Annotated in this window: 23 protein-coding genes; 14 read left to right on the top strand and 9 right to left on the bottom strand. The window is 48.0% G+C overall.

Features of this window, described 5'->3' with window-relative positions; genetic code table 11:
- Positions 1–22: 22 nt before the first annotated feature.
- From U2F10_RS09305 to U2F10_RS09290, 4 genes are all read left to right on the top strand, one after another.
- On the top strand, positions 23–721 hold the full coding sequence (locus U2F10_RS09305; protein ID WP_163698556.1) for a hypothetical protein: 699 nt from the start codon (positions 23–25) through the stop codon (positions 719–721).
- A gap of 240 nt (positions 722–961) precedes the next feature.
- Positions 962–2,287: a PhoH family protein gene (locus tag U2F10_RS09300; protein ID WP_163664166.1), complete on the top strand. Its 1,326-nt coding sequence runs from the start codon at positions 962–964 to the stop codon at positions 2,285–2,287.
- A 98-nt stretch (positions 2,288–2,385) separates the two neighbouring features.
- Positions 2,386–3,051 (top strand): hypothetical protein, encoded by a 666-nt coding sequence (locus U2F10_RS09295; RefSeq protein ID WP_163664164.1) that lies wholly within the window; start codon positions 2,386–2,388, stop codon positions 3,049–3,051.
- A gap of 84 nt (positions 3,052–3,135) precedes the next feature.
- Positions 3,136–4,701 carry an ArnT family glycosyltransferase gene (locus tag U2F10_RS09290; RefSeq protein ID WP_499871819.1) on the top strand — a complete coding sequence of 522 codons (1,566 nt, stop codon included), beginning with the start codon at positions 3,136–3,138 and terminating at the stop codon, positions 4,699–4,701.
- 88 nt (positions 4,702–4,789) lie between these two features.
- Here U2F10_RS09290 and U2F10_RS09285 read toward each other — a convergent pair whose 3' ends face one another.
- Positions 4,790–5,455: a YdcF family protein gene (locus tag U2F10_RS09285; RefSeq protein WP_163664162.1), complete on the bottom strand. Its 666-nt coding sequence runs from the start codon at positions 5,453–5,455 to the stop codon at positions 4,790–4,792.
- A gap of 447 nt (positions 5,456–5,902) precedes the next feature.
- Here U2F10_RS09285 and U2F10_RS09280 point away from each other — a divergent pair, with 447 nt between their 5' ends.
- A complete protein-coding gene (locus U2F10_RS09280; RefSeq protein ID WP_163664161.1) occupies positions 5,903–7,228 on the top strand; it encodes a S41 family peptidase in 1,326 nt (441 codons plus the stop codon).
- Between the two features lie 93 nt (positions 7,229–7,321).
- Here U2F10_RS09280 and ribBA read toward each other — a convergent pair whose 3' ends face one another.
- The 3 genes from ribBA to psaM all read right to left on the bottom strand — a co-directional run bounded on the left by ribBA (position 7,322) and on the right by psaM (position 9,898).
- On the bottom strand, positions 7,322–9,070 hold the full coding sequence (gene ribBA, locus U2F10_RS09275; protein ID WP_431732021.1) for a bifunctional 3,4-dihydroxy-2-butanone-4-phosphate synthase/GTP cyclohydrolase II: 1,749 nt from the start codon (positions 9,068–9,070) through the stop codon (positions 7,322–7,324).
- Between the two features lie 76 nt (positions 9,071–9,146).
- Entirely contained in the window at positions 9,147–9,497 is a 351-nt protein-coding gene (locus U2F10_RS09270; RefSeq protein ID WP_163664158.1) for a slr1601 family putative cell division protein, read from the bottom strand.
- A gap of 305 nt (positions 9,498–9,802) precedes the next feature.
- The gene (gene psaM, locus U2F10_RS09265; RefSeq protein WP_006514064.1) at positions 9,803–9,898 is read right to left on the bottom strand and encodes a photosystem I reaction center subunit XII; all 96 of its coding nucleotides are present in this window, start codon (positions 9,896–9,898) and stop codon (positions 9,803–9,805) included.
- 469 nt (positions 9,899–10,367) lie between these two features.
- Here psaM and phoU point away from each other — a divergent pair, with 469 nt between their 5' ends.
- The 5 genes from phoU to U2F10_RS09240 all read left to right on the top strand — a co-directional run bounded on the left by phoU (position 10,368) and on the right by U2F10_RS09240 (position 17,021).
- The gene (gene phoU, locus U2F10_RS09260) at positions 10,368–11,090 is read left to right on the top strand and encodes a phosphate signaling complex protein PhoU (protein ID WP_163664156.1); all 723 of its coding nucleotides are present in this window, start codon (positions 10,368–10,370) and stop codon (positions 11,088–11,090) included.
- A gap of 583 nt (positions 11,091–11,673) precedes the next feature.
- Complete coding sequence (locus tag U2F10_RS09255; protein WP_163664154.1) at positions 11,674–14,073, top strand: ribonuclease R family protein; 2,400 nt, start codon at positions 11,674–11,676, stop codon at positions 14,071–14,073.
- Positions 14,074–14,080: 7 nt separating this feature from the next.
- Positions 14,081–14,749 carry a flavin prenyltransferase UbiX gene (locus U2F10_RS09250; RefSeq protein ID WP_163664152.1) on the top strand — a complete coding sequence of 223 codons (669 nt, stop codon included), beginning with the start codon at positions 14,081–14,083 and terminating at the stop codon, positions 14,747–14,749.
- Positions 14,750–14,820: 71 nt separating this feature from the next.
- Positions 14,821–15,627, top strand: coding sequence for a hypothetical protein (locus U2F10_RS09245; RefSeq protein WP_499871817.1), 807 nt, complete (start codon positions 14,821–14,823; stop codon positions 15,625–15,627).
- A gap of 125 nt (positions 15,628–15,752) precedes the next feature.
- Entirely contained in the window at positions 15,753–17,021 is a 1,269-nt protein-coding gene (locus tag U2F10_RS09240) for a DUF4335 domain-containing protein (RefSeq protein ID WP_499871816.1), read from the top strand.
- A gap of 21 nt (positions 17,022–17,042) precedes the next feature.
- Here the strand turns inward: U2F10_RS09240 and U2F10_RS09235 are convergent, their stop codons facing one another.
- The 3 genes from U2F10_RS09235 to U2F10_RS09225 form a co-directional block, all read right to left on the bottom strand.
- Positions 17,043–17,495 (bottom strand): ferredoxin, encoded by a 453-nt coding sequence (locus U2F10_RS09235; RefSeq protein ID WP_499871814.1) that lies wholly within the window; start codon positions 17,493–17,495, stop codon positions 17,043–17,045.
- Between the two features lie 101 nt (positions 17,496–17,596).
- Positions 17,597–17,992: a DUF1257 domain-containing protein gene (locus U2F10_RS09230; RefSeq protein ID WP_163664144.1), complete on the bottom strand. Its 396-nt coding sequence runs from the start codon at positions 17,990–17,992 to the stop codon at positions 17,597–17,599.
- A gap of 73 nt (positions 17,993–18,065) precedes the next feature.
- Positions 18,066–18,278 carry a DUF2997 domain-containing protein gene (locus U2F10_RS09225; RefSeq protein WP_006514055.1) on the bottom strand — a complete coding sequence of 71 codons (213 nt, stop codon included), beginning with the start codon at positions 18,276–18,278 and terminating at the stop codon, positions 18,066–18,068.
- Between the two features lie 363 nt (positions 18,279–18,641).
- Here U2F10_RS09225 and U2F10_RS09220 point away from each other — a divergent pair, with 363 nt between their 5' ends.
- The 3 genes from U2F10_RS09220 (at position 18,642) to U2F10_RS09210 (ending at position 21,379) form a co-directional block, all read left to right on the top strand.
- Positions 18,642–19,097 carry a nitrate reductase associated protein gene (locus U2F10_RS09220; RefSeq protein ID WP_499871813.1) on the top strand — a complete coding sequence of 152 codons (456 nt, stop codon included), beginning with the start codon at positions 18,642–18,644 and terminating at the stop codon, positions 19,095–19,097.
- A 143-nt stretch (positions 19,098–19,240) separates the two neighbouring features.
- Positions 19,241–19,798, top strand: coding sequence for a hypothetical protein (locus U2F10_RS09215; protein WP_163664140.1), 558 nt, complete (start codon positions 19,241–19,243; stop codon positions 19,796–19,798).
- Positions 19,799–19,810: 12 nt separating this feature from the next.
- Complete coding sequence (locus tag U2F10_RS09210; protein ID WP_163697312.1) at positions 19,811–21,379, top strand: Hsp70 family protein; 1,569 nt, start codon at positions 19,811–19,813, stop codon at positions 21,377–21,379.
- 24 nt (positions 21,380–21,403) lie between these two features.
- Here the strand turns inward: U2F10_RS09210 and U2F10_RS09205 are convergent, their stop codons facing one another.
- Positions 21,404–22,003, bottom strand: a complete 600-nt coding sequence (locus U2F10_RS09205) for a hypothetical protein (protein WP_163664136.1) — start codon at positions 22,001–22,003, stop codon at positions 21,404–21,406.
- Between the two features lie 191 nt (positions 22,004–22,194).
- Between U2F10_RS09205 and speA the strand changes: the two genes are divergently transcribed.
- A complete protein-coding gene (speA, locus tag U2F10_RS09200) occupies positions 22,195–24,174 on the top strand; it encodes a biosynthetic arginine decarboxylase (RefSeq protein WP_163664134.1) in 1,980 nt (659 codons plus the stop codon).
- 71 nt (positions 24,175–24,245) lie between these two features.
- Here speA and U2F10_RS09195 read toward each other — a convergent pair whose 3' ends face one another.
- Positions 24,246–26,147 (bottom strand): serine/threonine phosphatase, encoded by a 1,902-nt coding sequence (locus tag U2F10_RS09195; RefSeq protein WP_163664132.1) that lies wholly within the window; start codon positions 26,145–26,147, stop codon positions 24,246–24,248.
- Between the last annotated feature and the right edge of the window lie 274 nt (positions 26,148–26,421).

Here is a 26,421-nt window from a genome sequence, read left to right as displayed (position 1 = left end):
TTCTACAGGATCGGAGACAGACATGAGCGACGTGAATCTGGATAGTTTGCGGATTACAAATCGTGATTTGGACGAGCTGACGGGGCTGGATATTAGCGATTTATCCATGGGGTGGGGGACCCGCTTGTCAGTCTTTCGGCGGCCACGGTTACGCTGGGCCTGGTTGATAAATCAAGGGCTGGTGCTGGCTGTGGCGCTGGTGCTCTGGTTGCCGGTGTGTTTAGTGCTGGGCCGCAATGTGGCCCAGCAGGCGGTGGTTGTGTTTATGGGTATTGGTGTGGTGGGTGCGATCGCCACTACCCTTGCCCATGGCAGTTATGGCATTTACAAAGGCCGGCAACTTAAGGTGCTCAGCCACCTACTGGATGAGGTGGATCGCTTTAACGAAATGATTAAGGCCGTTGAAATTTTAGAAGAATTACGTCAGGCCGATCGCACATCTAGACGTTTGGCATTAGATAATCCCGATGCTGTCAAAGAAGCATTACACCTTACCCGCGAGAGTTTAGTGTGCGGACTTACGAGCGATAAGATTATGCGCAAACACCAGCGGTTTATAGCGCGTCGCCATGAACTATTTGCCAGCATTGAGACTAATCTCTCCAGCCTACAGTCCCTCCAGGCCTCAGAGATGGCTGGAGACTATGCTCAACTTCTCAACGAAGCCCTGCAGGTAGGAACCAGTGTCCATCAGGAACTCAGAAGGATAACGCCTGATTAACGGCTAAATTCAGGTGTTGCTGATCGTCGCTATAGCCGTTAGAGCATTCCCTTATTGGGGACACTAGTCTAAGTCAAGGACTAAATGTGAGGGAAATATTAAAGTCATTTTTACGGTAGTTTGCTACTCAAACCGATGCAGTTTAATAGATAATAGTACATATATTTCTGATGTCATTTAGTTGTAACGAAGTTCCTGTCCAATCTGGATTTTAAGGAACTTCAAGGGTGATTCTTATTTATGAAAAAGACGTTTGTCCTCGATACTAATGTGCTGTTGCACGATCCTAAAGCCATCTATCGTTTCGAGGAAAACGACGTCATCTTACCCATTGCCATCGTTGAAGAACTCGATCGGTTTAAAAAGTCCCTGGATGAAACTGGCCGTAATGCTCGTCAAGTGTCTCGTACCTTAGACAAACTGCGCGGGCAGGGTAGCCTTACTGAAGGGATCTTTTTGGAAGGGGACGGTACTCTCAAGGTCTCTTTGTGTCATCAAGAAACTCTCTCTTCATTGCCCCTAGAACTTGAAGGCGATAAGGCCGACAATGAGATCTTAGCCGTTGCCCTAGAGCACAAACAAACCTGTCAATGCCCTGTGGTTTTGGTCAGTAAAGATGCCAACCTTCGCATTAAAGCCGATACCTTAGGTCTGGCTGCCGAAGATTATGAAACCGACAAAATTGATATTGACGATCTGTATTCTGGGACAGGGGAGCTACTGGTTGATGCAGAACAACTGAGCCAACTGTTTCGTGGTGGAACGTTGGAATTAGATGGCAAGTTCTATCCTAACCAGTCTCTCACCCTTGTGGATGTTAACAATCCAGCCCACACTGCACTGGCCATGGTGGAAGGGGAATCAGGACGTATTGTTCCCTTGCCAAAAGTGCCCTATGCCGGAATCTCTCAAGTACATCCCCGTAACCGAGAACAAAAGTTTGCATTAAACTTGTTACTAAATGACACTATCCCTCTGGTGACTTTAGTAGGTAAAGCCGGTACGGGTAAAACTCTGTTGGCCATTGCGGCAGGTGTTCAAAAAGTATCGGAGGAGAGATCTTACAGTCGGTTGTTAATATCTCGCCCAGTGGTACCCATGGGACGAGATATTGGTTATTTGCCTGGGGATATTAACGAGAAACTGACGCCTTGGATGCAGCCGTTGTACGACAACTTTGATCTAATTTTTGGCACTCAAGATCCGGTTGGTCAACCCGCCCATTGGCGCAGGGGACATGAAGAACTCATGGAAATGGGCCTATTGCAAATCGAAGCGTTGACCTACATTCGCGGACGAACGTTACCGAAACAGTTTTTGATTGTTGATGAGGCTCAAAATCTGACTCCCCACGAAGTTAAGACTATTTTGACCCGTGCAGGAGAGGGCACCAAAATTGTTTTGACGGGTGACACAGCACAAATCGACAATCCCTATGTGGATGCCGCTAGTAATGGTTTAGCTTATGTGGTAGAGCGGTTCAAGCATGAGCCTTTAGCAGGTCATATTTTGCTAACCCGGGGTGAGCGCTCAGCGTTAGCAGAGAGATCTACGGAATTATTGTAGGGGTGTCCCATGGGACACCTCTACAATAATTCCCGACAATGGTGGGTAGTCAGTTGGGAAAGCTAGAATGGATTTGTTTGATCAGCGTTCAATCAACCATGGCTATTCAGCAGGGCGACTATGAAAATCTGCTTGCAAGGTGCAGCAACTACCGAGGGGCATTAGCCATGCTCAAGCAGTATCGCCCCTATCTAGAAATGTTGCCCAGCATGCGCCGCCCCCAGGAAAGCATTGTCACGATTCCCTTACCTAATATTAGTATTCGACGCGCTATTGAGAGTCCCGTCGGCCCCTTGAATAAACGCCGAGAGGTGGTCACGTTACCCTGCGATTTGGCCATCCTCATGTGTGACCCTGAATGGAAAATCAAAACTGGTGTGGATGTGCTTCTTTTTATTCACCGTCCAGATGAAGATTTTTCGGAACTGTTATCTCGGTGGCGACAAACCCAGATATTGCTGTCGGAAAACTATGAATGGCTCATGCCAGCACGGCATGAACATCTGATGAATGAGGGCTCAGAGCAGCCCTATCCGCTGTTTGTTACCTTTCCCAAAACCCCAGAGCGCATCATCCGTGGATTAAAGGGTGCAGAATTACCTGTAATTATTTATACCCCAACCCTGTGGAGCGATCCAGAAGAACGTTCAGAGCTGGTAATTTCACCCCAGTTCGAGTCTGAGGAGCTGATTGACGACGGAGACGAAGCCCTGCGGGATTGGGGCATTGATATTGAAGCGGCGGATGATGGGGTGGAACCCTAGGAACGACCCGTAAAATCGAGTGTGAGACCATAGCAAAGAAGAGTAAGGGAGGACAGGTGCCCTAGAATATTCTGGTGCGCACATTTGAGTAAGCGCTTCAGTGGCTTCCCGGAGGGTATTTTGAGTTTTAAATTAAAAGGCTCACTGCAGGCCCATCCTATTTTGAAGGCACCCTGGCTTTTGAAAGCCCCCTGGCTTTTGAAAGCCCCCTGGCTGTGGCTAATGTTACTAGCCCATATTGTTTATTGGCTGACGGCGTTTCCCAATCCTGATGAGGCTTACTACTGGCTGTGGGGTCAGCGTTTAGATTGGTCCTACTACGACCATCCACCGTTCCATGCCTGGGTGCAGGGGCTTTTTTCTTATTTAGGACATTCCCAATTTGTGTTGCGGCTACCCACAGTGCTAAGTAATGGGTTATTTTTCTGGGCTTATTATCAAATTACTCGTTATATCTATGGCAGACGCTTCTATACCCCATGGGTTGTTACCATCCTGTGCTGTTGGAGTAGTCCACTTTATTTTTTATTTTTAACATTGGCCTGGCACGATCAGTGGCTAATTGCATTCTCTCTACTATCGGCCTACTGGTTTGTACGATTTTTAGATGGGGTGTGGTTAACGGGGCAGGGCAACAGCAGATATCTCTATGGAGGAGCTGCTGCCTTAGGGTTGGCCGGTTTGTGTAAATATACGGCTGTATTTGTGGGCATAACGGTTCTGGGTACGATTGTCAGTCAGCCCAAACTCCGCTGGCTTTTGCGGGATGGGCGACTGTACGGGGCAGTTGCGATCGCATCTCTTTTCAGCCTACCGATTTTAATTTGGAATTTTCAAAACGACTGGCTGTCGTTTCAGTATTACCTCACCCGCAGCGTTGACAGTGGCGGTGGTCCCACGTTGCGGCCCGATGCCGTTTTGTTTTTTTGGCTAACAGCGGCGCTGATTTTATCACCCCCTTTAGTTTGGGCCATGGTACGGTCTGTGATGCGCAAACGTCCCTTAAATTCTCCTACCTATCGCATCATAGCCTTAGGATTATTCCTCACATCAACAGGAACGCTTTCCTTAGTGGGGCTGTTTTCCACTGCGCTCTACTACTGGAATATTTTGGCCTACCTGCTATTGATACCGCTAGTCCCCACCTTTTTCCTTGATAAGAATCTTGAAACCCCGCGTCATCGAGACTGGCTCAATGGCATGCAAATTTTAGGAGTAGTTGTCGCCTGGCTACTGGTGATTAACTATTGTCTGTTACCAGTAACTGCTCTATTTGGCCCAGACGGCGATCCCGATGGGCGTATGTCGTTTGGATGGCACCAGGTAGCAGCGGTTGTCGAAGACTATGCCCCCCAGCACAATTTATTGTTGACGACCGACTACCGCTCTGCCTCTGCCCTGGCCTATGCGCTTAATGACGATCGTGTTTTAGCCATATCTGATCGCATCGATCAGTTTGATGTTTGGGCTAGCAAACGAGCTTTGATTGGCCAATCGGCCCTGGTTGTAGCCGACGACTGGCATCCCTTTGGTGCAGGACCGCTGACGCTAAAGTCTGGCTGGGAGCAAGTGACGACAATTCCAGTACAGCGGTTTGGGGTGAAGATTAAGGACTATTACTTATATTCAGGTGTGGTGGAGAGTTATTAGGTCTTAGGTCTTAGGCTTTTACTAGTGCGTACCCCTTAAAAAGCAACTCACTAATAACCAATAACCAATAAAAAAACTCAAAATTCCTTCAACTTCCCTCAATCCCCGCCTGATGCTCACACTTAAACCCCTTTTGCCGCCACTGCTCTAAGTTCACTGCGGTCAGAGGGGTTAACCGATGGCAGGTAGGCCTATGGACTTGAGCGACGAATGCCCACAGCAAACTGCGGCTGATATCAAGGGTACTTTTCAGCGTCGTTTCTTGATTGCCGGGGATGCCAATTTCATCCACAATCAGGGGCTCGACCCAAATTCCCTGGGCTCCAAACAAAATACGGGCCAGGGTGACAGCTCGAAATGTGTGGCTGCCAGAGGTAACTAGAGTGACATGACGAGCTCCCCAGCGCTCTAGAATAGGGACAGAATAAACAAAATTACCAAAGGTAGACTCAGCACAGTTCTCTAGCCAAACCTGATTTAGAGACGCCGTTGCTTGCTCAAATAGCAAACGAATGCAGGGGTCAGCAGAACCGGCAGATACCAAAATGGGTATCTCGGTTGAAAAGGTACTAGCTAGCTGAGCCATGTACATTTCTCGGCGAATGCTACCGCCTAAAACCAGGTAAGCATCTGTGGGGCGCTGGCTGGCTGGCCATAGACTACTGAAGGCAATCAATGTAGCAATCGTAACTGCCACTAGTAATCCCAGTCCGACGTGCCTTAAACGTCGTTTTAACGTCTTGGCCTTTGACATAGTAGATAGCTCTCGCTGCAGGCTTCAGTAAATATACTCCTGTAATTCCCCGGTCCAAAGCATACTCTGTAGATGGACTATGAGTCTTTGAGGACGTAGTATTTAGATAATTTGATTGGTCTAGTTAAAATCTTTAGCAAAACCTTTCAGATATCACTGTTTCTGCCCATAACAAAAGTAAGGTTTGAATAAAGATACTGCAGTTTTACGTAATTGACCTGTTTCGTGCGCTAGATTTAAGTCCAGTATTTATGCTGAAAAACTCAGTACGTAAGGGGCTGATTCTAAACGGTTGGTTACTTTACGTTAATATTGCAAATTTGTAGCTGCATAATTTGAAAATTTATTTTTGTTAGCGTTCATTTTGATCCTGGGCTAATCTACTCCTCCGTTTAGATTCTTACATTGCTTGCAAACATCTCATTACCCCCTGCCGCAACTGTTTCAATGAAAACCACATTAGAGTTACTTCGGTCGACTGGCGCGATCGCAACAGTTATTCTAGCACCCGCATTTTTTACCTCATTTCCAGCTGAGGCGGCATTTACGGATGGACCTAAGACGATTCTTGACGAAGCGTGGCAGATTGTATATCGCGAGTACGTTGACGATTCCTTTAATCGCACCGATTGGGTTGAGGTTCGTCAGGAGCTGCTAGGACAAAACTACACGTCACGCCAAGCCGCTTACACAGAGTTACGTCGGGCCCTACGCCGCCTGGATGATCCCTACACGCGTTTCCTAAGCCCTAATCAATATGCTGAGCTCACTGAGCAAACTTCTGGTGAGGTCTCTGGCATTGGTATCCGCTTGAATCGTGATAACGAGGCTGGGGCCATCGTGGTTACTGATGTTGTGGCAGGTTCCCCAGCTGAGCAAGCAGGGCTGAAGGTTGGGGATCACATTTTAGTGATAGATGGACGGGCCACCGACCTGCTGAGTGCAGAGCGGACGTCCCAACTGCTGCGAGGAGATGCAGACACCCAGGTTACGCTAACCATCGAACGCAATAGCGAATCTCAGACATTGGTACTTTCTCGGGCTCGAGTAGAAATCCAAACGGTTAATGCCAAGCTGGAAAATCAGAACAATATCAATGTGGGCTACATTCGTCTGGATGAGTTCAATGCCCATGCTGCAGAACAGATGCAAGCGGCTATTGCTGAGCTGAGTGAGCAGGGAGCCGAGGCGTTTGTGTTAGACCTGCGGGATAATCCCGGTGGCCTGCTACAGGCGAGTATTGATATTTCTCGTATGTGGTTGCGGCGTGGCCCCATTGTGCGCACCGTGGATCGCAGCGGCGACAGTGAAGCTATTTCGGCAAACCGAACTCATCTGACTGAGTTACCTTTGGCGGTTTTAGTCAATGGAGAATCGGCCAGCTCCAGTGAAATTGTTACCGGAGCACTGGGGGATAATGATCGTGCCATTGTGGTAGGCAGTCCCACATTTGGTAAAGCCCTGGTTCAATCTTTGCACGGTCTTTCTGATGGGTCTGGAGTTGCTGTCACTGTGGCCCATTACTTTACACCCAATGGTACCGATATCAGTAGTCGAGGCATTACCCCTGATATTCAAGTAGACCTGTCCTCCGATGAACGTAGTACCTTAACCAGAAACCCTGATTTGATGGGTACCGCAAGGGATCCACAATTTGCTGAGGCGGTATCTGCCCTGGTGCCTGAAGTGGCTGCTGCCAAACGTCGCCAGCAGCTTTCTACGGTGTCTTCCCCGGTACCACGGGTGCCCCAATTAGGGCGACGCATGCCTTAGTGACGCATGCCTTAGCGACGCACGCCACATCACTAAAGTAGTTGAGACGATCAACAAAAATGTAGAGGCGTTCCATGGAACGCCTCTACATTTTTAATCATTAACGCTGTGGCGAGAAAAGCTGTAGATCCTTTGCGTGCTGAGCTGTTCACCGATGACATTGGGGGACTGCCAACTAAATATCTGTCGATCTAACCCGACCTGCAGTGTGGTAAATGGGTCACTGCCATTGGCAATAAGCAGGTCTAGCTCTTCTAGATCAGACCACTGAATGAGCTGTTCCAGTAGGGTTGCGATCGCACCACGATATTGATGATCAGGCTGTTGATACCAGTTGCTAACCACCGGTTCCGCCAGTCCCAGGTTAACAATCAGGGCTTGGGGACTAAACAGTGAAACCGCAATGGAACGAGCCTCTTCCTGCAACAGCAGACCTGAATTATGGGCTAGCTGCCGCAGCGAGTTCACCTTTTCATAGCGCTCGGCCGATGGCAACGGTTGTGCCCAGTGGAGGGCCAACGTCCCTAAATACGACCGTAGAAGCAAATGCCCTAGTTTGTGAGCCTTCGTAGAAAGATAGTCTGAGTTGTACGTATTGGCCTCGATCAGCAATGGCATCCGGTCCACCATCTCTAGGCCATAGCCCTTAAGACCGGCAATCTTACGGGGATTGTTAGTAATCAACTTAAACTGATGGACCCCAAGATCGTTCAAGATTTGAGCACCAATGCCGTAATTCCGCTGATCCGCAGGGAGTCCCAATTTTTCATTGGCCTCAACGGTGTCAAAGCCCATATCCTGCAAAGAATAGGCCTTGAGCTTATTGACTAAACCAATACCCCGCCCTTCTTGACGCAGATAGACCACAACACCGGTCTCTGCATTCTCAATCATTTTCAACGCTGTCTGTAGCTGTAGCTGACAGTCACACCGCAACGAACCCAGAGCATCCCCCGTCAAGCATTCTGAATGGACCCGCACCATGACAGGTTGAGTCCCAAAGGTGTCTGGGTTGCCCTTAACAATGGCCACATGCTCGGAATTATCCAGCAAATTACGATAGGCATAGATTTGAAACTTCCCAAACTGGGTGGGTAAATCAGCCACCGCTTCTCGCTTAACCAACCGTTCGTGACGCAGGCGATAGCTAATTAAATCGGCAATGCTAATCAGTTTCAGGCTATGGTTTTTAGCATAATCAATTAGCTCTGGCAGTCGTGCCATGGACCCGTCAGCGTTCTGAATCTCACAGATAACGCTTGCAGGGTAAAGTCTTGCCAGTTTGGATAAATCCACCCCAGCTTCTGTGTGGCCTGCCCGCTTGAGGACGCCGCCTTCTTTGGCTCGCAGGGGAAAAATATGTCCCGGTCGGCGTAAATCTTGAGGCTTGGCTTCTGGATTGATGGCAACTTGAATGGTACGCGCCCGATCTTCTGCCGAAATACCTGTGGTTACGCCCCAGCTCAAACTAGCGTCAATGCTGATGGTAAAAGCCGTTTGCTCATTTTCATCTTCAAACCCATTGCCACTGACCATCAATGGCAGATCGAGCTCATCCAGGCGATCGCCCGTCATGGCAAGGCAAATCAAACCTCGAGCTTCAACAGCCATAAAATTGATCATATCGGGGGTGGCAAACTGAGCTGCACAAACCACATCCCCCTCGTTTTCGCGATTCTCATCATCGACGACAACAATCGCTTTACCTGCAGCCAAATCTGCCAGAGCTGCATCAACGCTGTCAAACTGAAATTCCGCCAGTTTCTGGTCTATGGTCTGACTGGCTGCTTGACTGGCGTCCGAATTGGATGGAAAAGAAAATGGATTAACGTTGGCAACCACGGATTCCGCCTATTGACTGTCAATTGACTGCCCATAGATTGTAGTGCGTTATTTCCTAGATTGCTGAAGATAGCCGTTAGGGAGATGATGGCTGAGAATTTTGGAGAGGATCGATCAGAACAATTGAGTGTCGGCTAGGATCCTCTTGGCCGCTTTGTTCGCGCATGATGCGGCTCGATTGTTCCGGATCAAAATTATGGCTAAAGTCCTGCCATATACCCGCATGTTCTCTCTCTAAAGAGAGAATAGAGTGGTTGAGTTGCTCTAGCTCAACTTTTTGCTGACGATAGTAGGGAAACAACTTAGCAATGGTAGATGTGGCAACCACTGCCAGCAGAATATTGACGGTGAGCTTTACCGTAGACTCCAAAACCAGCGATTGGCGAGCTTTGCCCCTGATAACCATTGGTTTTGCCCGTCGAGTCATTGATATATATCCCCAGCACGTTGTTCAGCTTGACCATATTATGGGGCTATTGTTTCATTTGCACCACAAATTCATCTTTTTGCGATAATTTTCCTTTGATTGTCAGGGAACGCCCTAAAAAATAGCCCCAGGCATAGTCTGCCCGAGGCTACTATAAACATTGCTCTAAAGGATTGGTTATTACGCCCACAAGGCTCAGAAGGAAACTGGTGCTTCAATCTATGGCCCAAAGCAAAACACTAAGGCCCAAAGCAAATGGCTTGCAGGGCCGCTTGAAATCAGTCAGACGTACTTCTGACGTGCTTCTACTTATAGAGTTCGGTGCCAAGACGAAGGGCCAAAACACCGGGAATTAAAGCAATCAGCAAAGCGATGATGATTTGAGTGTCAGATAAAGCCATAGAGTGCCAAGTTCCTTACTAAATATTAACTACTATGCTCTTAGAGAATTGTTGACTAAAATTGGCGCAATCAGACGCTTCGCAGTTAATCTGTTACAGTCTTTAACAACTGATTATCAAACGTATTCTGTGCTAAGCCTTGACTAACAAGAGATTTGTAACTGTCAAGGGAGCTATCTGTATGAAGATAAGCACTTTATAAAGCTTCATAGCTGTTTATATATCGATGTTTAGATACGGTGAGCGGGCGGGTGTTACACCCTATCGGGTGGTGCTAGAAATTAGTCATACATTGACAGGCTTCATAAACTTCTCAAACTATCTTAAAAATAGTGATTTGCCTGAATTAGAATGTAGCTTTAACAACACCCCTATCAATAACGAATGCGCTATCACTACTAGACATCACCATTGAATAAAATCAACCGTTTAAGAACTGCCTTCAGTGCAGTTACTTTTGTATTAAGCGATGAATACAGCCTCCTCTGACGTCGAAAGCATTAATCCGACTGTATCAAACAATATCGAGCAACCCCTGAATGTGTCTCCAACATTTCGTTCAGCTTTAGATCTTAAGTTGACCAGGCTTCAGAGGGATGTGCTGCGTATGGGGGCTTTAGTGGAAAGTTCTTGCTTGTTGGCCAGGGAAGCACTATGCGATCGCAACATTGATGCCGCAAAAAACCTGAAGAAGCACGATAAACAAGTTGACTATCTCTACCGACAAATTGAAGTAGATTGTATCAACCTGATCACTCTAGAATCCCCTGTTACCAGGGATGTGCGTCTGGTCAGTGCGTTGATGCAAATGATTCGAGATTTAGAACGCATCGGTGACTATGCCAAGGATATTGGTGAGGTATCCCTAAAACTATTTCCCTATCCTCCCCACGACGCTATAGAGCAGATTCAGGTGATGTTGGATCGGTGTCGCTCAATGGTTGCCTTGAGTTTATTATCGCTGTCAGAGCTTGATGTAGACGCTGGCCGAGAAATTAAAGAAAAGGATGACGTTGTCGATGATGACTACGAACGTCTCTTTGATCTTTTAGTTCAATCTCCTACCGCTGCTAGTAATGTTGAGCCCACAGTCCTGTTAGTCTTGGTTATTCGTTATCTAGAACGCATTGCCGACCACGCAACAAATATTGGTCGGCGAGTCGTGTTTGTGGTCACTGGAGAACGACATTAGGAGTAAGCCATAAATACTTCCAAAAATAAATGGTGAAGAGACGGTCCATGGAATGTCTGTACATCCAAAAATTGGAAGTTAATTTATTTTGATGCCTGAGTGCATGAGAATAGGGGTTGGGAAGTAGAGTTTCCTGAATGGCGAAGAGGTCAGGAGCATTCCCCCTATTGCCTACTCCCCCACCCCCTATCGCTAAGTCTCTTGCCAAAATAAATAAATTATTTGAAACATATTTGACATAATGGTCACTTTAAGGAAAACTTATACCGTTCATATGCTAATTTTCTTGAGCGTGCTCGAATAGGTACGATTTAGATGGCATACCATACTGTATAGCGGTAGTTCGGAGTGATTTTTCAGGGATGCGTCTTGGGGGAGTGCCCTCGTACCTTGTAAATTTGCTGGTTGCTAGATGGTCTGGTCGTCATACTAACGTTCTTCAGGGCAACGTTTGTCATTGGCGTTTGGGTGTTGTGAAGGATGCAGCTTTTGGAGGTTTCTTAGGAAGCAACGCGTTCTATGCCCAGTCTCTGGCCAAGAAACCAGTGGCATGTCTCAACTAATGCGTAGGATTCATCGCTACATGAATTTTTCAATTGCTTCCCTGCTGGCTAATTTCTCAAACGATAAGCTCGTTACGACTAAGACCCTCGAAAAAAAGCTCAATTGTGCTGACGACGACCAGGTTAAGGATCTGGGCATTGCCCTAGACGCATTGGAACGCATTGGTGTACTGGAAAAGGAGCGTGGCAAATACCGCCGTATTCATCAAGATGGGGTGATTGAAGGTAAGCTGCGCTGTTCTAGTAAGGGGTTTTGTTTCGCTATTCAAGATGAGGAAGAAGCCGACGATATCTATGTAAGAGAAGCCCATCTTCACCATGCTTGGAATGGGGATCGAGTCTTGGTGAAGGTGACCAAGGAAGGCAATCGACGTCGGAGTCCTGAAGGCGAAGTGCAATTGATTTTGGAGCGAGCAAATTCTTCCGTGCTGGCGCGAATTAAAGAGCCTGAAGAGGGTGATCGTCTACAAGCGGTGCCTCTAGACGATCGATTGCTATTTCAGCTCGATCTCAAAAATCAAGATAACGACGAATTAAATCAATCAGATTTGCAGTCAGCCATAGACCACCTGGTTCATGTAGAGATTTTGCGTTATCCCATTGGGCAATATTTACCCCAAGGTAAAGTGGCTCAAATTTTGGGTAGCGATGCCGAAGCGGCAGCTGATATCGATATTGTTTACTGTAAACACGATCTGCCCCGAGCGTTTCCTGAGGAAGTCATGATGGCGGCTAAAGCGCTGCCCAATCGGGTGCGCAAAGCTGATATCAAAAAACGCATTGACCTGCGTGACCAGCCCACCGTCAGTATTGATGCGGATGGTGCCCAGGTGATTGATGATGCCCTCACCCTGGAGCCGCTAGATGATGGTAATTGGCTATTAGGAATTCACGTAGCAGACGTTTCATACTACGTACCATCCAACAGTCCCATTGACCAAGAAGCCTATCGCCGTGGGACTTCCGTATATTTGGCGGATTCACCGGTGCCGTTGCTGCCACCCCCGTTATCCACATCGTTGTGTGCACTGCTGGCAGATAAGGAGCGCCTGACTATTTCGGTTATGGTCATTCTCTCGTCCGAAGGTGAGGTTTTGGCCTATGAGGTACAACCCTCCGTCATTTGTAACGATCATCAGCTGAATTATTATCAGGCCCAGGCCATACTGGCACGGGACGACAAGGATGCGATGGAAGCCCTGTCGTTTAAAAAACGTGATTTGACTAAGTTCAAAGAGAGCTTTGAACTCATTGATCAGCTGTTTGAAGTGAGTAAACTTCTACAGGAACAACGTAATCAGCGTGGCTCCTTTGACTTAAATTTACCTGACCATGTCTTTCCTGAAGAAGCAGGAGAAGAACTTTCCCATTATCTCTCTCCTAAATTTCAACATGATGATGAGGGTGGTCTCGGAGTCATGGTGGTTTCGGATTTGTTGCCTGCGCGACGTATTGTTACTGAATGTATGTTGCTAGCAAATCAGCTAGTGGCCAAGCATCTAAAAGAGTTAGGTGTGCCAGCTATTTATCGTCTCCATGGCACCCCTGACCCTGGCGATGTGCAAGAGCTGATTAAGCTAGCCAATAACATGGGACTCAATCTACAGCTGGAAGATGAGGAGTCTGTTTCACCCAAGGATTATTTAGGATTTGTTCAACAGTTTAGCCAGTCTAAGGCTGAAAAAGTACTCACCTATTTGCTGTTGTCGACTTTAAAGCCAGCTTCCTACAATAGCCATTCCGATGGTCATTTTGGTCTGGCGTTAGAAGATGGGTACACCCACTTTGCTTCTCCTGTTAGACGTTATCCCGATTTATTGGTACATCGGTTGCTCCATGCGGTGTTTGATGAGGGTCGAGATCGCAAGACCACCCGTTCCAGAGACCGGGTGGATTTACGCAGCAGCAGCAGCCATGGCAATGTGAGCTGGAGCGTACTGCCACCCGATATTCACAACGAGTTTGAAGAACTCTTCACCCATACAACCACCCATCTGACGGAGCGAGAGCGTCTGGCTCAGGAAGCTGAGTCTGATTTAGAAGGCCTTAAAAAAGCTGCCTTTATGCAAGCCCATACGGGTGAGGTTTTCCATGGCTTAATTACAGGTGTTCAATCCTATGGTTTCTTCGTGGAATTAGAGGAACTTCTGGTAGAAGGGCTGGTGCATGTTAGCTCTCTTAAGGATGATTGGTATGAATATCGTTCTCGTCAACAAAAGCTCATGGGTCGTAAAAATCGCCAGCAATATCGTTTAGGCGATCGGGTGGAAGTTCAGGTGAAGAGCGTAGACTACTACCGTCAGCAGATTGATTTAGTGGCTGTAGGTGGTGGTAGTGAAGCCATTGATGACGATGACGATGATATCAAAGATGTCGAGTCCATGAATGGTGATGACATCTTTGATGACGGAGAAGAGTAGCTTAGTGATGCCACAAGATGCACAGGCCGCATCCGCTTTTCCGTCATCTCGTCCCCTGGTTTTAGGCATAACCGGAGCCTCTGGTTTAATCTACGCCGTACGAGCTATCAAACATTTACTCACAGCAGGCTACCCCATAGATTTAGTAGCCTCCAAAGCTGTTTATATGGTTTGGCAGGCTGAGGAACAGGTGCGTTTACCCGGGGATTTAGATCAACAGGCCCTGTTTTGGCGAGAGCGGGCCGGGGTGCCAACGGCGGGTACTCTACGGTGCCATACCTGGAGCAATGTGGGAGCGAGCATTGCCAGCGGGTCGTTTAAGACTCTGGGTATGGTGATTATGCCCTGTAGCATGAGCACCGTCGGAAAATTGGCGGCAGGCTTAAGTTCTGATTTGCTAGAGCGAGCTGCCGATGTGCAACTCAAGGAAGGTAAGCCGTTAGTGTTGGTGCCCCGTGAAACCCCCCTAAGCTTAATTCATCTACGTAATTTAACGACCTTGGCTGAAGCGGGCGCTAAAATTGTCCCAGCGATTCCAGCCTGGTACCATCAGCCCCAGACCATTGATGATCTGGTGGATTTTGTTGTTGCTCGGGCTCTGGACCAGTTGGATATTGACTGTGTGCAATTAAATCGCTGGAAAGGGCACGGTCAAGAGACTCAGGTGAATGGCTAAGGATTAGTTTTGAGTGATAGGGGTAACTTTTAATTCAAAACTCAGGGCTCAAAACCTTTGAGGAGGACGTGATGGTTCAGCTGATGGCGTTGCTACTGATAGTGGCAGTTCTGGTGATATTGGTTGTACAAAATCTCAGTCCTGTATTGGGGCTAGTGATTTTAGGGACATCAGTGGGGGCTTTGCCATTCTCGGTTTGGTTGCTGGGTGCGATCGCAACGGGAACGGCCTGCACATTATTGATCTATCAGCTAGTTCCTCAAAAACGGGCTTATCGACCCATCGGTCAACGATTGAGCGATCCACCCCCTGACCATGACCCCCCACGCTTTGCAGATGAGCCCCCCAATGAACGTTATCGCAGCGGATCAGCCAGCCGCTTTCAGTCCTCACCTCGAAAACCTGAGCGCCAAAATCCCTATGATAATGATTGGGAAAATTTTAGAGCTCCAGAACAGTGGGACGATTGGGGACAACAGCAAGCCTCTGGTGCGGCTCCCCAATCGAGAACCTCTGTAGGGGATACTATGGGTCGGGATACTATGGGTCGGGATACGGTTGGCGATACCGTCCGAGATATTGAATCCGGCTGGGGTGACGATGATTACGAGGCATCGTCACGATACGTATCCAGGCAGAAATCAGACCCAGACATTGGCTGGGATGATGATGGCGGTAGCTACTACAGTTCAGATGGAGCCGATCGACCATCGCCACGGACCTATGAAGAAGGCTGGCTATATGGTGATGATTCCCCTGCCGAATCTTCGGGGACACCTGAACCTGGTGAACCACAATCAGATGAGGATGAGGATGTGTATGATGCCAACTATCGGGTGATCATTCCTCCTTACGAAGCTAAAGATAAAGACGATTAAATACCGGCTCCCTTGGATATGGTTCACACAAACTCCAGGGGGGTGGATCCGTTTCTCTAACGGTAACCATCCTGGTCGCTATGGGGTTAGGCTAGTAAGCTAGAACGGTAGCGCTCAGTCTGTTCATGTCCTCGGTTTTACCCATTGATACCCAGCGCTATCAGTCTGGCAACTACACGTTGGAGGTGATGGCCCATGCTTCATCACTATCCCAATGGAGCGATCGGCCAGTGGTGCGTCAGCTACGCTTTAGTCTATGGTCAGAACAGCCAGAGCGACAGCAATTGGCCGTGGGCAACCAACTGCAGCTGATGACCCTCAGTAATGCGGTTGAAACCTATGTACAAACTCACCTGAGTCAGCAAGCTTGGCCCCAACAAACCCACAGCATCAAGCTGCTGGATAAGGATTTAGCATTCAGCACACTACAGCTGTTTGATTTAGCAGAAGTGCTCAATGCCTGTGGACAACGTCAGGTTATTTTGCCCGTAGCGGTTGCCCAACGTCGCCAACCACGTCGTCGTCGCCAGTGGTGGACAGGGTCAGCAGCGGCTTCTCTCTTGGTAGCTGTTGGTGTCACAACGGCCTATCTTCACTACAGACCGGCTGCCTTTAACGAAGTGGCCACTACCCAGGCCCCTGAAGCTGTGTTTGACGATGCGGTGGAAGAGAGCACATCTGGGGCAAATGCCATACCTGAAGGTAGCCCTCCACCCTTAACAGCACCCGCACAAGAAGAACGTGCCGCCGCTGATAGTGTAGAAAGCTCCGAAGACATTAACGCGCAGGAAAGCCAGGAGCTGGTGCAGCAACCACTCAACTCAGAAGAGCTGGAACCTGTCAGGGTGACTCGACTCCCGGCAGAATCCCCAGAACCAAGCGCTGATGTGAGTGAAGCCGCCCCCCCGACTGGCGTTACTCAAGCACCCGGGCCAGCCTCCCCTGAGTTTGACACCATTCCTGAGGCGATCATCAAAGATGCTCCGGCTCCGCCATCACAGCCTGCGCCAGCGGAAACAAGTCCTGCTACTGAGACGCCTCTAACAGTTGAAGAGCAAGAAAGTTTAGGTAGTGCTGATTTCAGTGCTGCCAGCAGGATAGAACGACGATCTCAACCCTCTACCGACCATGCTGCTAACGTAGTCGATGGCGAGGAAATATTGAGAGAGATCGCAACCCAACTAGCCCCCTATGAGCCAGCAGATGCCACCTACCCACTGACGTATCACATCCAAATTGCTGCCGATGGTACCATCCTTAACCTAGAACCCATCAGCCCAAACGCGCCAATCCTCAACATTCCTACAGATGTCATTCACCTAACGCCTGGACGCTTACTACAGTTGGAGCTGATCTACACAGGCGCGGACCAACCGATCGTTCAAGAACGTTAGCAGACGCTATAGAAACTACCCTCAATCTGACGAAGACTTTGGTGGTTTAGTTTTCTTCGCTACGCGGTTCTTGCGTTGAATTAAACCTTGATTAACCGGAAAGCCCGTCACAGGAATTACTTGATGGTGTCGTTCTTCTTCCAGCTTTTGTAGCTTTGTATAGTCAACCCAATGAATACAGTCCACGGGACAGGTATCGATGGCCTCCTGAATCAGCTCTTCGCTATCTCCATCCTGCCGCACTGCCCGTGCCCGACCATGCAAAGGCTCCAGGTAAAAGGTGTTGCGGGCCACGTGCACACAGTTGGTACACCCAATGCATGTCGTCTCATCGACGTAGACACCCTTCTGACGAAAACTTCCCCCTAATTCAGGCTCTAGGCCACTGCGATTGCCTGTATCCCTAAGTAATCCACCGAGTTCAGGCTCTAACCCCGAACGTTCATCATTAGGAGGTTCGTTTTGCAAAGTCATGATGATTACTCCAATTGCATGGGATATGCCCTAAAGCAACAAGGACGACGTTGGAACTCTCAACGTCGTCCTCCTAATCTGGTCAGCGATTACCGTAGAGACTAGTTTTGAGCCCAGCGCTGTAGAACTAGACGGATGGCTCCATCCTTAGTAGTCTGTTGCTCAGCTACCTGGAAACCTTGACGGGACGTTTCACCCAGCACGGTGTGATACGCATAGCGCTGGGTAACTTTATTCAAAAAGCCATCTACAGATAGAGACTGTTGCCAATACTGCATATCAGCTACCAGCTCATAATCTCCAGTATCAGCATTGTGCTTAAAACCAAGGTCATAGCCATTTTCCTGCTCAATGACTACTTCAGCAGTTTCAGTCTTTCCCTGATAGCCACGTACTTTTTGCGGACCCGCTTTCCAGTCGGTGCCTATATCGGTTAAAGCAGCTTGCAAAGCAGGTAGATTACGGATTTTGGTTTTAATCTGGCTAAAGTGCGACATCGTAAACCTTGCGTTTTTAAGAAGTTGACAATAGGGCCATTGGGCCGATTCAGCAGCAATAAAGCTAATGTCCTTACCAGCTGCTGTAGTTCGCCTGGGAATCAGTCTGTTCAGACGTTAATTGATTGTCCTGGGCATAGAACTCAGACGTGTTCTCCTGGGATAAAACCTGGCCTAACTGAGCCTCGACAGCAGCAGTCACTTCAGCGCAAGAGCGACCGATAATACCGGTCACAAGCTCTTTAACTCGGCCATCAGGATAGATAACAAATTCCAGTGTTTCCAAAGGGATTTACCTCTTAGGTCGATCGCCACACTAAAAAAAGGGCGAACGTAGACAAACAATAACTAAAAAGTAGTTAAAACTCCATACAAAAAGTTAATACAGAGTATTGAAATAGGGAGTGCCTGCGCCAGTTATATGGATTAGTGTCGCGCAACTTTCTAGAGCCGTCAAGGAAAGCCTCGGACGGGATCTACCGTCACGATTGATTGTTACAAAAAGCAATACTTTGAAATGATTTTTGGCTTGATTGCATGGTGCATTTCAATTTAGGTGATGATGCCTTCTATTAACTGCGTGACTGATTGGCAACAGATTAGATTATTCAAAACCGTTAATAGTGAGCAAATTAAGTGAGGTAACTATATGGGATCTAAAGGTTTTCAGTTTGAGCAGGAATTTATTGATTCCCTGCGATGTATTCCAATGATTGTGCGGTTGAAATTAGATACCTGCGGTGTGAAGCTTAAACTCAATCATTGGCACCAATTTACTCAGGCTGAACGCCAAATCTTGGTAACCATGCCCTGTGATACGCCAGCAAATATTCTGACTTATCGGCAGCATTTGCAAGGGCTGGTAACTGACTACACCGGTCAACCAGCCAAGGAAATAGACGTGGCGATCAATCCACCCTGGCTAGGGTTAACGGTGCCTGAGCAGGTGCAGACCAAGGCTGCGACCCATAATTTAAAGATTTCCAATGATGATTGGGGGACGTTAACGCCGGCCCAGCGATTTGCTTTGATTAAGCTCAGTCGCCCCAGCCATGAGAATCGAAATTTTATCCCAGCGATGCAGGAGTTTGGCCTGATGGATTGAGCTGACAGGCGGTGGACGGCATTTAGCGGGTTGTGCCGAACATAGCTGTTAGCATATGGGGCTTTCAGCGATCACCAAAGTTGTGAACTATGTGCACCTCGCTATAGTATCAATACCAGCGCGGCATATCGTTTTTGGTTTCAATGAGTAAACAACCGCTAAATAATCAGAATTTTCCGTTTAAGAGGCCTAGGCGCAGGGGCAGAGTTCAACCTTCTACGACTCCCCCTTGGCCGTCAATTGCTTTAGTTACAGCCCTGCATACGGTGGTGGGGATCTTTTTATCGGTCTTTTCACCCCCCTTCTGGGTGTGGCCATTGGCCTTTGGAGGAACATTCATACAGACATTAGCTCTAGCTGGGCCAGAAGCGCTATCGTCCCTAAAGGGATTTCGTATCATAGTATGCCGCTCTTTAACCTGCTTGGGAACTGCCCTATCGGTGGTGGCCCTGGCGGTGGCAGTCGGATTTGGTGGCACCAACAATATTGACGATATTCGCTTCGGGCCCATGGGGATGACGCTGTTCTTTGTGAATTTAGGGGTTTTGGTGCTAACCGCTGTGTGTAGTTTGCTAATTGCCCATGTGGGCGATCGACTACTAGCGGGAATGGGGCGGATCCGCTGTAGCCTGGCGCTCCTGAGCGTTTGTTTGTTGGGATTATTTATTGGTGGGGCGTTTGGACTTGCGATCGCAAGCTAGAAATGGAATCTGATGGTATTAGCAATTGACTTTGGCACCAGCAACACGGTGCTATGCCGGTGGAATGCCGCGACTCTCTCCTCCGAAGTTCTCACCTTAGATGCCATTGCTCAGCGTGCATCGGGTCCAGCGTTAGTGCCTAGTTTGCTCTACGTTGAGGATGCACAGCTGGATCAGGTGCTGATTGGTCAACCTATTCGCGATCGCGGTCTAGAACGCTCGGAACGCTGTTTTAAAAACTTTAAGCGGGGTATCGGCACCTCCATTCAAGGCTTTATGCCAGACTTGGATGGTCGTAATCTCTCATTTGAACAAGTGGGAGACTGGTTTTTAACCCAGGTAATTGACCAGCTCAAGCAGCAGGAAGAGAGCCTTGATGAGGTGGTTCTAACAGTTCCTGTAGACAGTTTTGAGACCTACCGCAATTGGTTAGGCACCCTGTGTCAAAGCTGGGATATCAATCGCGTCCGCATGATTGATGAACCCACGGCGGCGGCTTTAGGCTATGGTCTGACCGACAATGAAATCGTATTGGTGCTCGATTTTGGTGGCGGCACCTTAGATTTGGCCATTGTGCAGCTAAGCGGCGGTCGTTCCCAAGCGTTGGGATATATTCTCAAATGGGGTCAAAAGGCCATGGGCAAGTCTGCCCAGCAGGTGTCAACCGCTAAAGTATTAGCTAAAGCAGGGGAAAATCTGGGGGGAGCCGATATTGATCAGTGGGTGGCCCAGCATTTGTCCGAGCAGTATGGAATTCCCCTTTCACCCCTGACCCTACGCCTGGCAGAACAACTCAAGATTCAGCTATCTAATGCCCTCAAGGCCAACGAAAGCTATTTTGATGATGAAACATTTGAGAGCTATGATCTCACCCTAGAACGGGAGCAGCTTGAACAGGTGCTGCAGAAGCGGGATTTTTTTGAGCGTCTTAATGCCCGAGTTGATCAGGTATTGCAGCAGGGGCGTCGACAGGGCATAGGACTAGACGACATTAACGCGGTGTTGCTGGTGGGGGGCACCACTCAAATTCCAGCGATTCAAACCTGGGCAAAAAATCGATTTAATGGCACCAAGGTGTGCGGTGACAAGCCGTTTACCGCTGTTTCTGCCGGCGCACTCCAGCTACAGCAGGTAAAGCTGACGGACTTTCTTTATCACGGTTATGGTATTCGCTTTTGGGATCGGCGCAATAACTGCCATGGTTGGCACCCGATTATTCCTCAAGGTCAGCCTTATCCCATGGCCCAACCAGTGGAATTGGTGTTGGGGGCTGCCAATGAAAAACAGCCAAGTATTGAACTGATTATTGGTGAACTCGGGCGCGAACAGGGGAGCACCGAAGTCTATTTTGAGGGCAACCGTCTGATTACGCGCCAGACAAAGGCGGGGCAAACCGTAGCCCAACCGTTAAACGATAAAGCCCCCAATATTGCTAACCTTAATCCTCCTGGGAGGCCAGGGGAAGATCGGGTACGCCTGAGTTTCACTGTGGATCAGGACCGACTGCTGCGAGTCACTGTCGAGGACATGCTAACCGAAGAAGTTCTGGCTAACAATCAGGCAGTTGTGGAGCTATCTTAGAACGCCTTAGATGCGCCAGGCTACTTACTGATCGTCAGCTGTAGGTTCATCTCCACCTAAACGCTGTCTCAGCTCTTGACCAGCCTGCTCAGCTTCAGCCTGGGTCTTAGTAATGATAAAGGTTTGGGTAGCCAGCAAAACAATGACAAAAAGAATCCCTGATAGTGTGAAACTCAGTTTGGTGGATGGAATGCTTTGGCCCAGGGCATAAATTGCGATCGCAAATACAGCTGCCAAATAAACCTTAGACATAACCGGCATTGCCGACGCTGACCAGCAGAGGGCCACTAAAATCGCATTAAAATATAAAGCCAATAGACTCAGGTGAATGCGGCGGGCATAAATCTGCTGTGCCCGTTTACGGCTACCCGCAAACGGTAGCTTTAATCGATTACCCGCTGCATTGATGCCATCCATTGCCATAAAAAAGACAGGAATGCTCAAGCTGGATAGCACCACCAAAAATCTAGGAGGAGCCTGTAGCGTTTGATTGATAGATTCCGATGACAACGCTAAATGGACGGCTTGACTAAAGATAAATGCAGCAATAGCTGCCACCAGTAAAATTATCGAGTCAACGCCCAGAACAGGGCCAACCGGTATCGGGGCTGTGCGTGTCTTCATAAACCGAATATATTCCTTTGTACAAATATGCCTAATTCCAGTGGATCAACCGAGTATATCTACGTAGAACTATCTCGTCGCAATGTCTAAATTATGCAGACTTCTAAATTATGCAGACTGTCTAATTGCGAACAGATAGGGTAGGGATAAATTTAAACTATCATTACATCTTTGTTAAAGGAAACACTTTGATGAGTTCAGCTCCAGTTTCAATCAATCAACAGCCAACAAATGTGTCTGCTGATCCTTGTGTCTCATCTGAAACAAAACTCTCTTCAGGGGGCGTGCCATGGACCATCGAAGACAGTGAAGAACTTTATCGTATTAATGGCTGGGGAGAGCCCTACTTTTCCATTAATTCTGCAGGTCATGTGATCGTCTCTCCCCAGGGGGAGCGAGGTGGTTCTCTTGATCTACACAGTCTGATTGAAGCCCTACAGGCTCGCAATTTATCACTGCCGATTCTTGTTCGTTTCTCTGACATTCTTGAAGATCGTATCGAACGACTCAATTCTTGTTTTGCCAAAGCTATTACTAAGTATGGCTACGATGGTTGTTATCGAGGTGTTTTTCCGGTCAAGTGTAATCAACAGCGCCATTTAGTTGAAGATTTGGTGAAGTTTGGTGAGCCCTATCAATTTGGTCTAGAGGCTGGATCTAAACCTGAACTAATGATTGCCCTGGCCACCCTCAAAACACCAGGAGCTTTGCTAGTTTGCAACGGATATAAAGATCGCGCCTATCTTGAGACAGCCATGTTGGGTCAAAAGCTAGGGCAAACTCCTATAATCGTTCTAGAACAACTCAATGAGCTGCCCTTGGTGATCGAGGTGAGTCAGCAGCTATCCATTCGACCTCGGTTGGGGGTGCGGGCCAAGCTCTGTACAAAGGGTATGGGACGCTGGGGCGGTTCAGCGGGAGATCGTGCCAAGTTTGGTCTGACTATTCCCGAGATTTTGACCGTGGTTGAGCAACTGCGGACAGCGGATATGCTGCCATGTTTACAGCTCCTCCATTTTCACATTGGGTCCCAAACCTCATCCATTAGCATTATCAAAGACGCTCTTCGAGAAGCTTGCCAAATCTATGTAGAATTGGCTAATCTTGGGGCCAATATGCAGTATTTGGATGTCGGTGGTGGTCTCGGTGTCGACTATAACGGATCTAAAACCAATGTCCCAGCCTCTAAAAACTACAGCATTCAAAACTATGCTAACGATGTTGTTGCTGAAGTTAAAGAAGCCTGCTCTTCCAAGAATCTGCCTGTTCCCATCTTGATCAGTGAAAGTGGTCGAGCCATTGCCTCCCACCAATCGGTGTTGGTATTTGATGTGCTGGGCAGCAGTGAAGTACGTCCCCAGGAGCCATTCCAGCCAACATCTGAGGATCATGCCATTCTCAAAGAGTTCTATGAGGCCTACCAAAGTATCAACTCAAAAAACTATCAAGAGGTTTTTCATGATGCTGAACAGTTTAAAGGAGAAGCTGTCAGTCTCTTTAACTTTGGCTACCTGAGCTTAACTGAGCGGGCAAGGGTGGAGAATCTCTTTTGGGCCTGTTGTCAAAAAATCATTCAGGTACTTCGTCAGGAAAGCTACATTCCCGATGATTTAGCGGATCTAGAAAAGATGATGGCCTCCATCTACTACATCAATTTATCTGTCTTTCAATCAGCACCGGATACCTGGGCAATCGACCAGCTTTTCCCCATCATGCCCATCCATCGTCTGGATGAAGAGCCTACCTGTCGGGCGACTCTGGCGGATTTGACCTGCGACAGTGATGGCAAGATTGATCGGTTTATTGATTTACATGATGTCAAATCGGTTTTAGAACTCCACGATCTCCAAGCAGGGAACCCCTATTACTTGGGGATGTTTCTCACTGGCGCGTACCAAGAGATCATGGGCAATCTCCATAACCTCTTTGGGGATACCAATATGGTTCATATCGATCTAACCCCCCAGGGCTACACCATCGAACACGTGGTCAAAGGAGATACCATGAAGGAGGTCTTAAGCTATGTACAGTACGACTCTGAAGATCTGGTGGAACAAATTCGACTCCGTTCGGAAATCTCTCTGAGGGAAAAACAAATCACCCTACCAGAGGCCCAATTATTATTACAAAACTACGAAGAGAGCTTGAGCCGATACACCTATTTGTCATAGGTTTTGTGAGATGCATTTTTTTGTAGAGGTGTTCCATGGAACGCCTCTATGAAGGTAATCCATAAAAATCCCTAAACTGATTGGAGTTTGGAGAGATCGGGTTTCACCTTAAGTTTCACCACCAAGGCTGTGATATTGTCATGGCCATTTTGCTCATTGGCGAGTTCAATCAAATCCGCCACACCTTCTTCAATTCCTTTATGGCCCCTCAGAATTGGCTCAATATGTGTGGAGCAGTGGGTCTCTAATAGTCTGTCGTCACTTAGACCATCGGAACACAGCAACAGCAACGTGTCTTCAGTTAGATTCAGATAGTTAAAACTGGGATCTAGCACATCTTCACCACAGGGACCTAGGGCCTGGGTCAGCTGATACGCATCCGGTCTAGCATAGGCAATGGCCGGTTCTACACCGCGCTTGATTTCGCGCTGTCCCACTTCGTGGTCAACAGTAATTTGTTGTAACCCAAGACGTTTGGTATAGCGATAGAGGCGACTATCGCCCACATGGGCAGCCACGGCCTGGGTGCCTTTGACCAGTAACATGACCAGGGTAGTCCCCATGCGAGCACTTCCTGTACGTTCCTCAGATTGATTTTTCTCGTAAATCACCTGGTTGGTCTGGCCAATGGCATTGCGCAATTCTGCTTCATTGGGTAAATCAGACTGCCAATGGCCATCAAGATACTCACGCAGGTTATCAACCGCTAGCTGGCTGGCCACTTCACCGCCGGAGTGTCCCCCCATGCCATCACAAAGAATGTAGGCGCATTTGGCATCCAACGTCTGGCTAGACAGGGTTTCCTGACGGCTGAGGGCAGACTGAATAAAATAGTTGTCCTCGTTGTGATCTCGCTGTTGACCCACATGGGACTGTCCAGCATCCTCTAGCCCAGTCAGCTTCATTGGCAGCACCATTGTCGGTGAATCGATGCTGTCCATACTGGCATCTTCGTTAATATCTAGACCTTCTAGGCCAGGAATATCCAAATCTGCTAAGACGTTTGTCTCTGACGGAGTTTCAGAAATAGCGGTTGAGATATCTGTACCTAATTGATATTTATCTGCGATCGCAATCAGCGCTTCTTTGAGTCCTTCAATGTCATCAAACTGCCCTTCGATGACCTGGGCCGCAAGGTTAATCAAATCAGGTAACGACTGACCATTGGATTGGAGCAGCGACTGCCAAAGCAGCCCCATATCCGCCAGTCGATAGTCATTACGATAGGGGCCAGGCTCAATGTAGCGCAAACACACAATCTGGTCTTCATCCATACATAGATTGCTGATATTCAGCAAACTGCCCTGACCTTTAAAGACCGACATTGCCTCCCACAGTTCAACCATGACGTAGAAGCTGTGGACCTGCTGTAACGGATCCAAGGTTTCCTGCTTCCAAATAGTCAGTAAATCTGGCAAATGTCGACGATCTTCAACAATTAAAACGCTATGGTCACTTTCAACCCAAGCCTCCTGTAGTTCGGGAATTGATGGGAAAAAGCGACTGTGCAGGGCTAAATAGGGATAGGCACTCAAGGGAAATAGCTTTTTCTCACTGGTATGTCTCAACTCAGTCAGTGAAAACTGATGCCGTTGCTCTACCAGGGAAGACGCAACATCATTGGGCTTTGTATCGGTTACCTGAACTTCTAACGGTTTTTCGCTGTCAACATTTAGCTGTAGTGCCTCAATTAACTGATAGCGCTGCTGAGGCCCTAACCAGTCATTGGCGTCGCGAGTGCCCAAGGTCACTGGATCAATGGGCGTTAATGTATTAGCGGTTACCTGTTCCCAGATATCGGTGTCTTCACCGGGCTGAATACCCTCAGGAGCCTGGATTTCACTAACAGCTAGAGCGATGGAAGACTTGCCTGGAAAGATAAAGGCCCTCCATTGCTGCAATGGCGATCCACATGACTGGCAAAACTTGTGCTCGGTAGGGTTATTAAATTGGCAGTATGGGCAAATGATCATCAGTGGATAGAAAACGTCCGTTGACAGTTACCGCAGATTATTAAAATGAAAGCGTTCCTGATTTTAGGGATGAATCGAGCCGTAGGCTGCTGGTAGATAACCCTTGTCCATATCCAGAACTTTAGGGTTTTCCCAGGAAAAATACAACATTCTTAGTTGGACGTGGTCAAGCAAATCTGACACATAAGTTGAGATTTACCCTCAGCAACGCAGTTAAACGTCACTGTAATTTACTATTCCCAAAGTTAAAAATAGTCTTAGCGCTTAAAATCAT

This window comes from Leptothoe sp. EHU-05/26/07-4 (assembly GCF_043421015.1).
GTDB lineage: Bacteria > Cyanobacteriota > Cyanobacteriia > Phormidesmidales > Phormidesmidaceae > Leptothoe > Leptothoe turfae.
The sequence above is the reverse complement of the archived record's forward strand: the minus strand, read 5'-3'. Positions and strand labels throughout refer to the sequence as shown.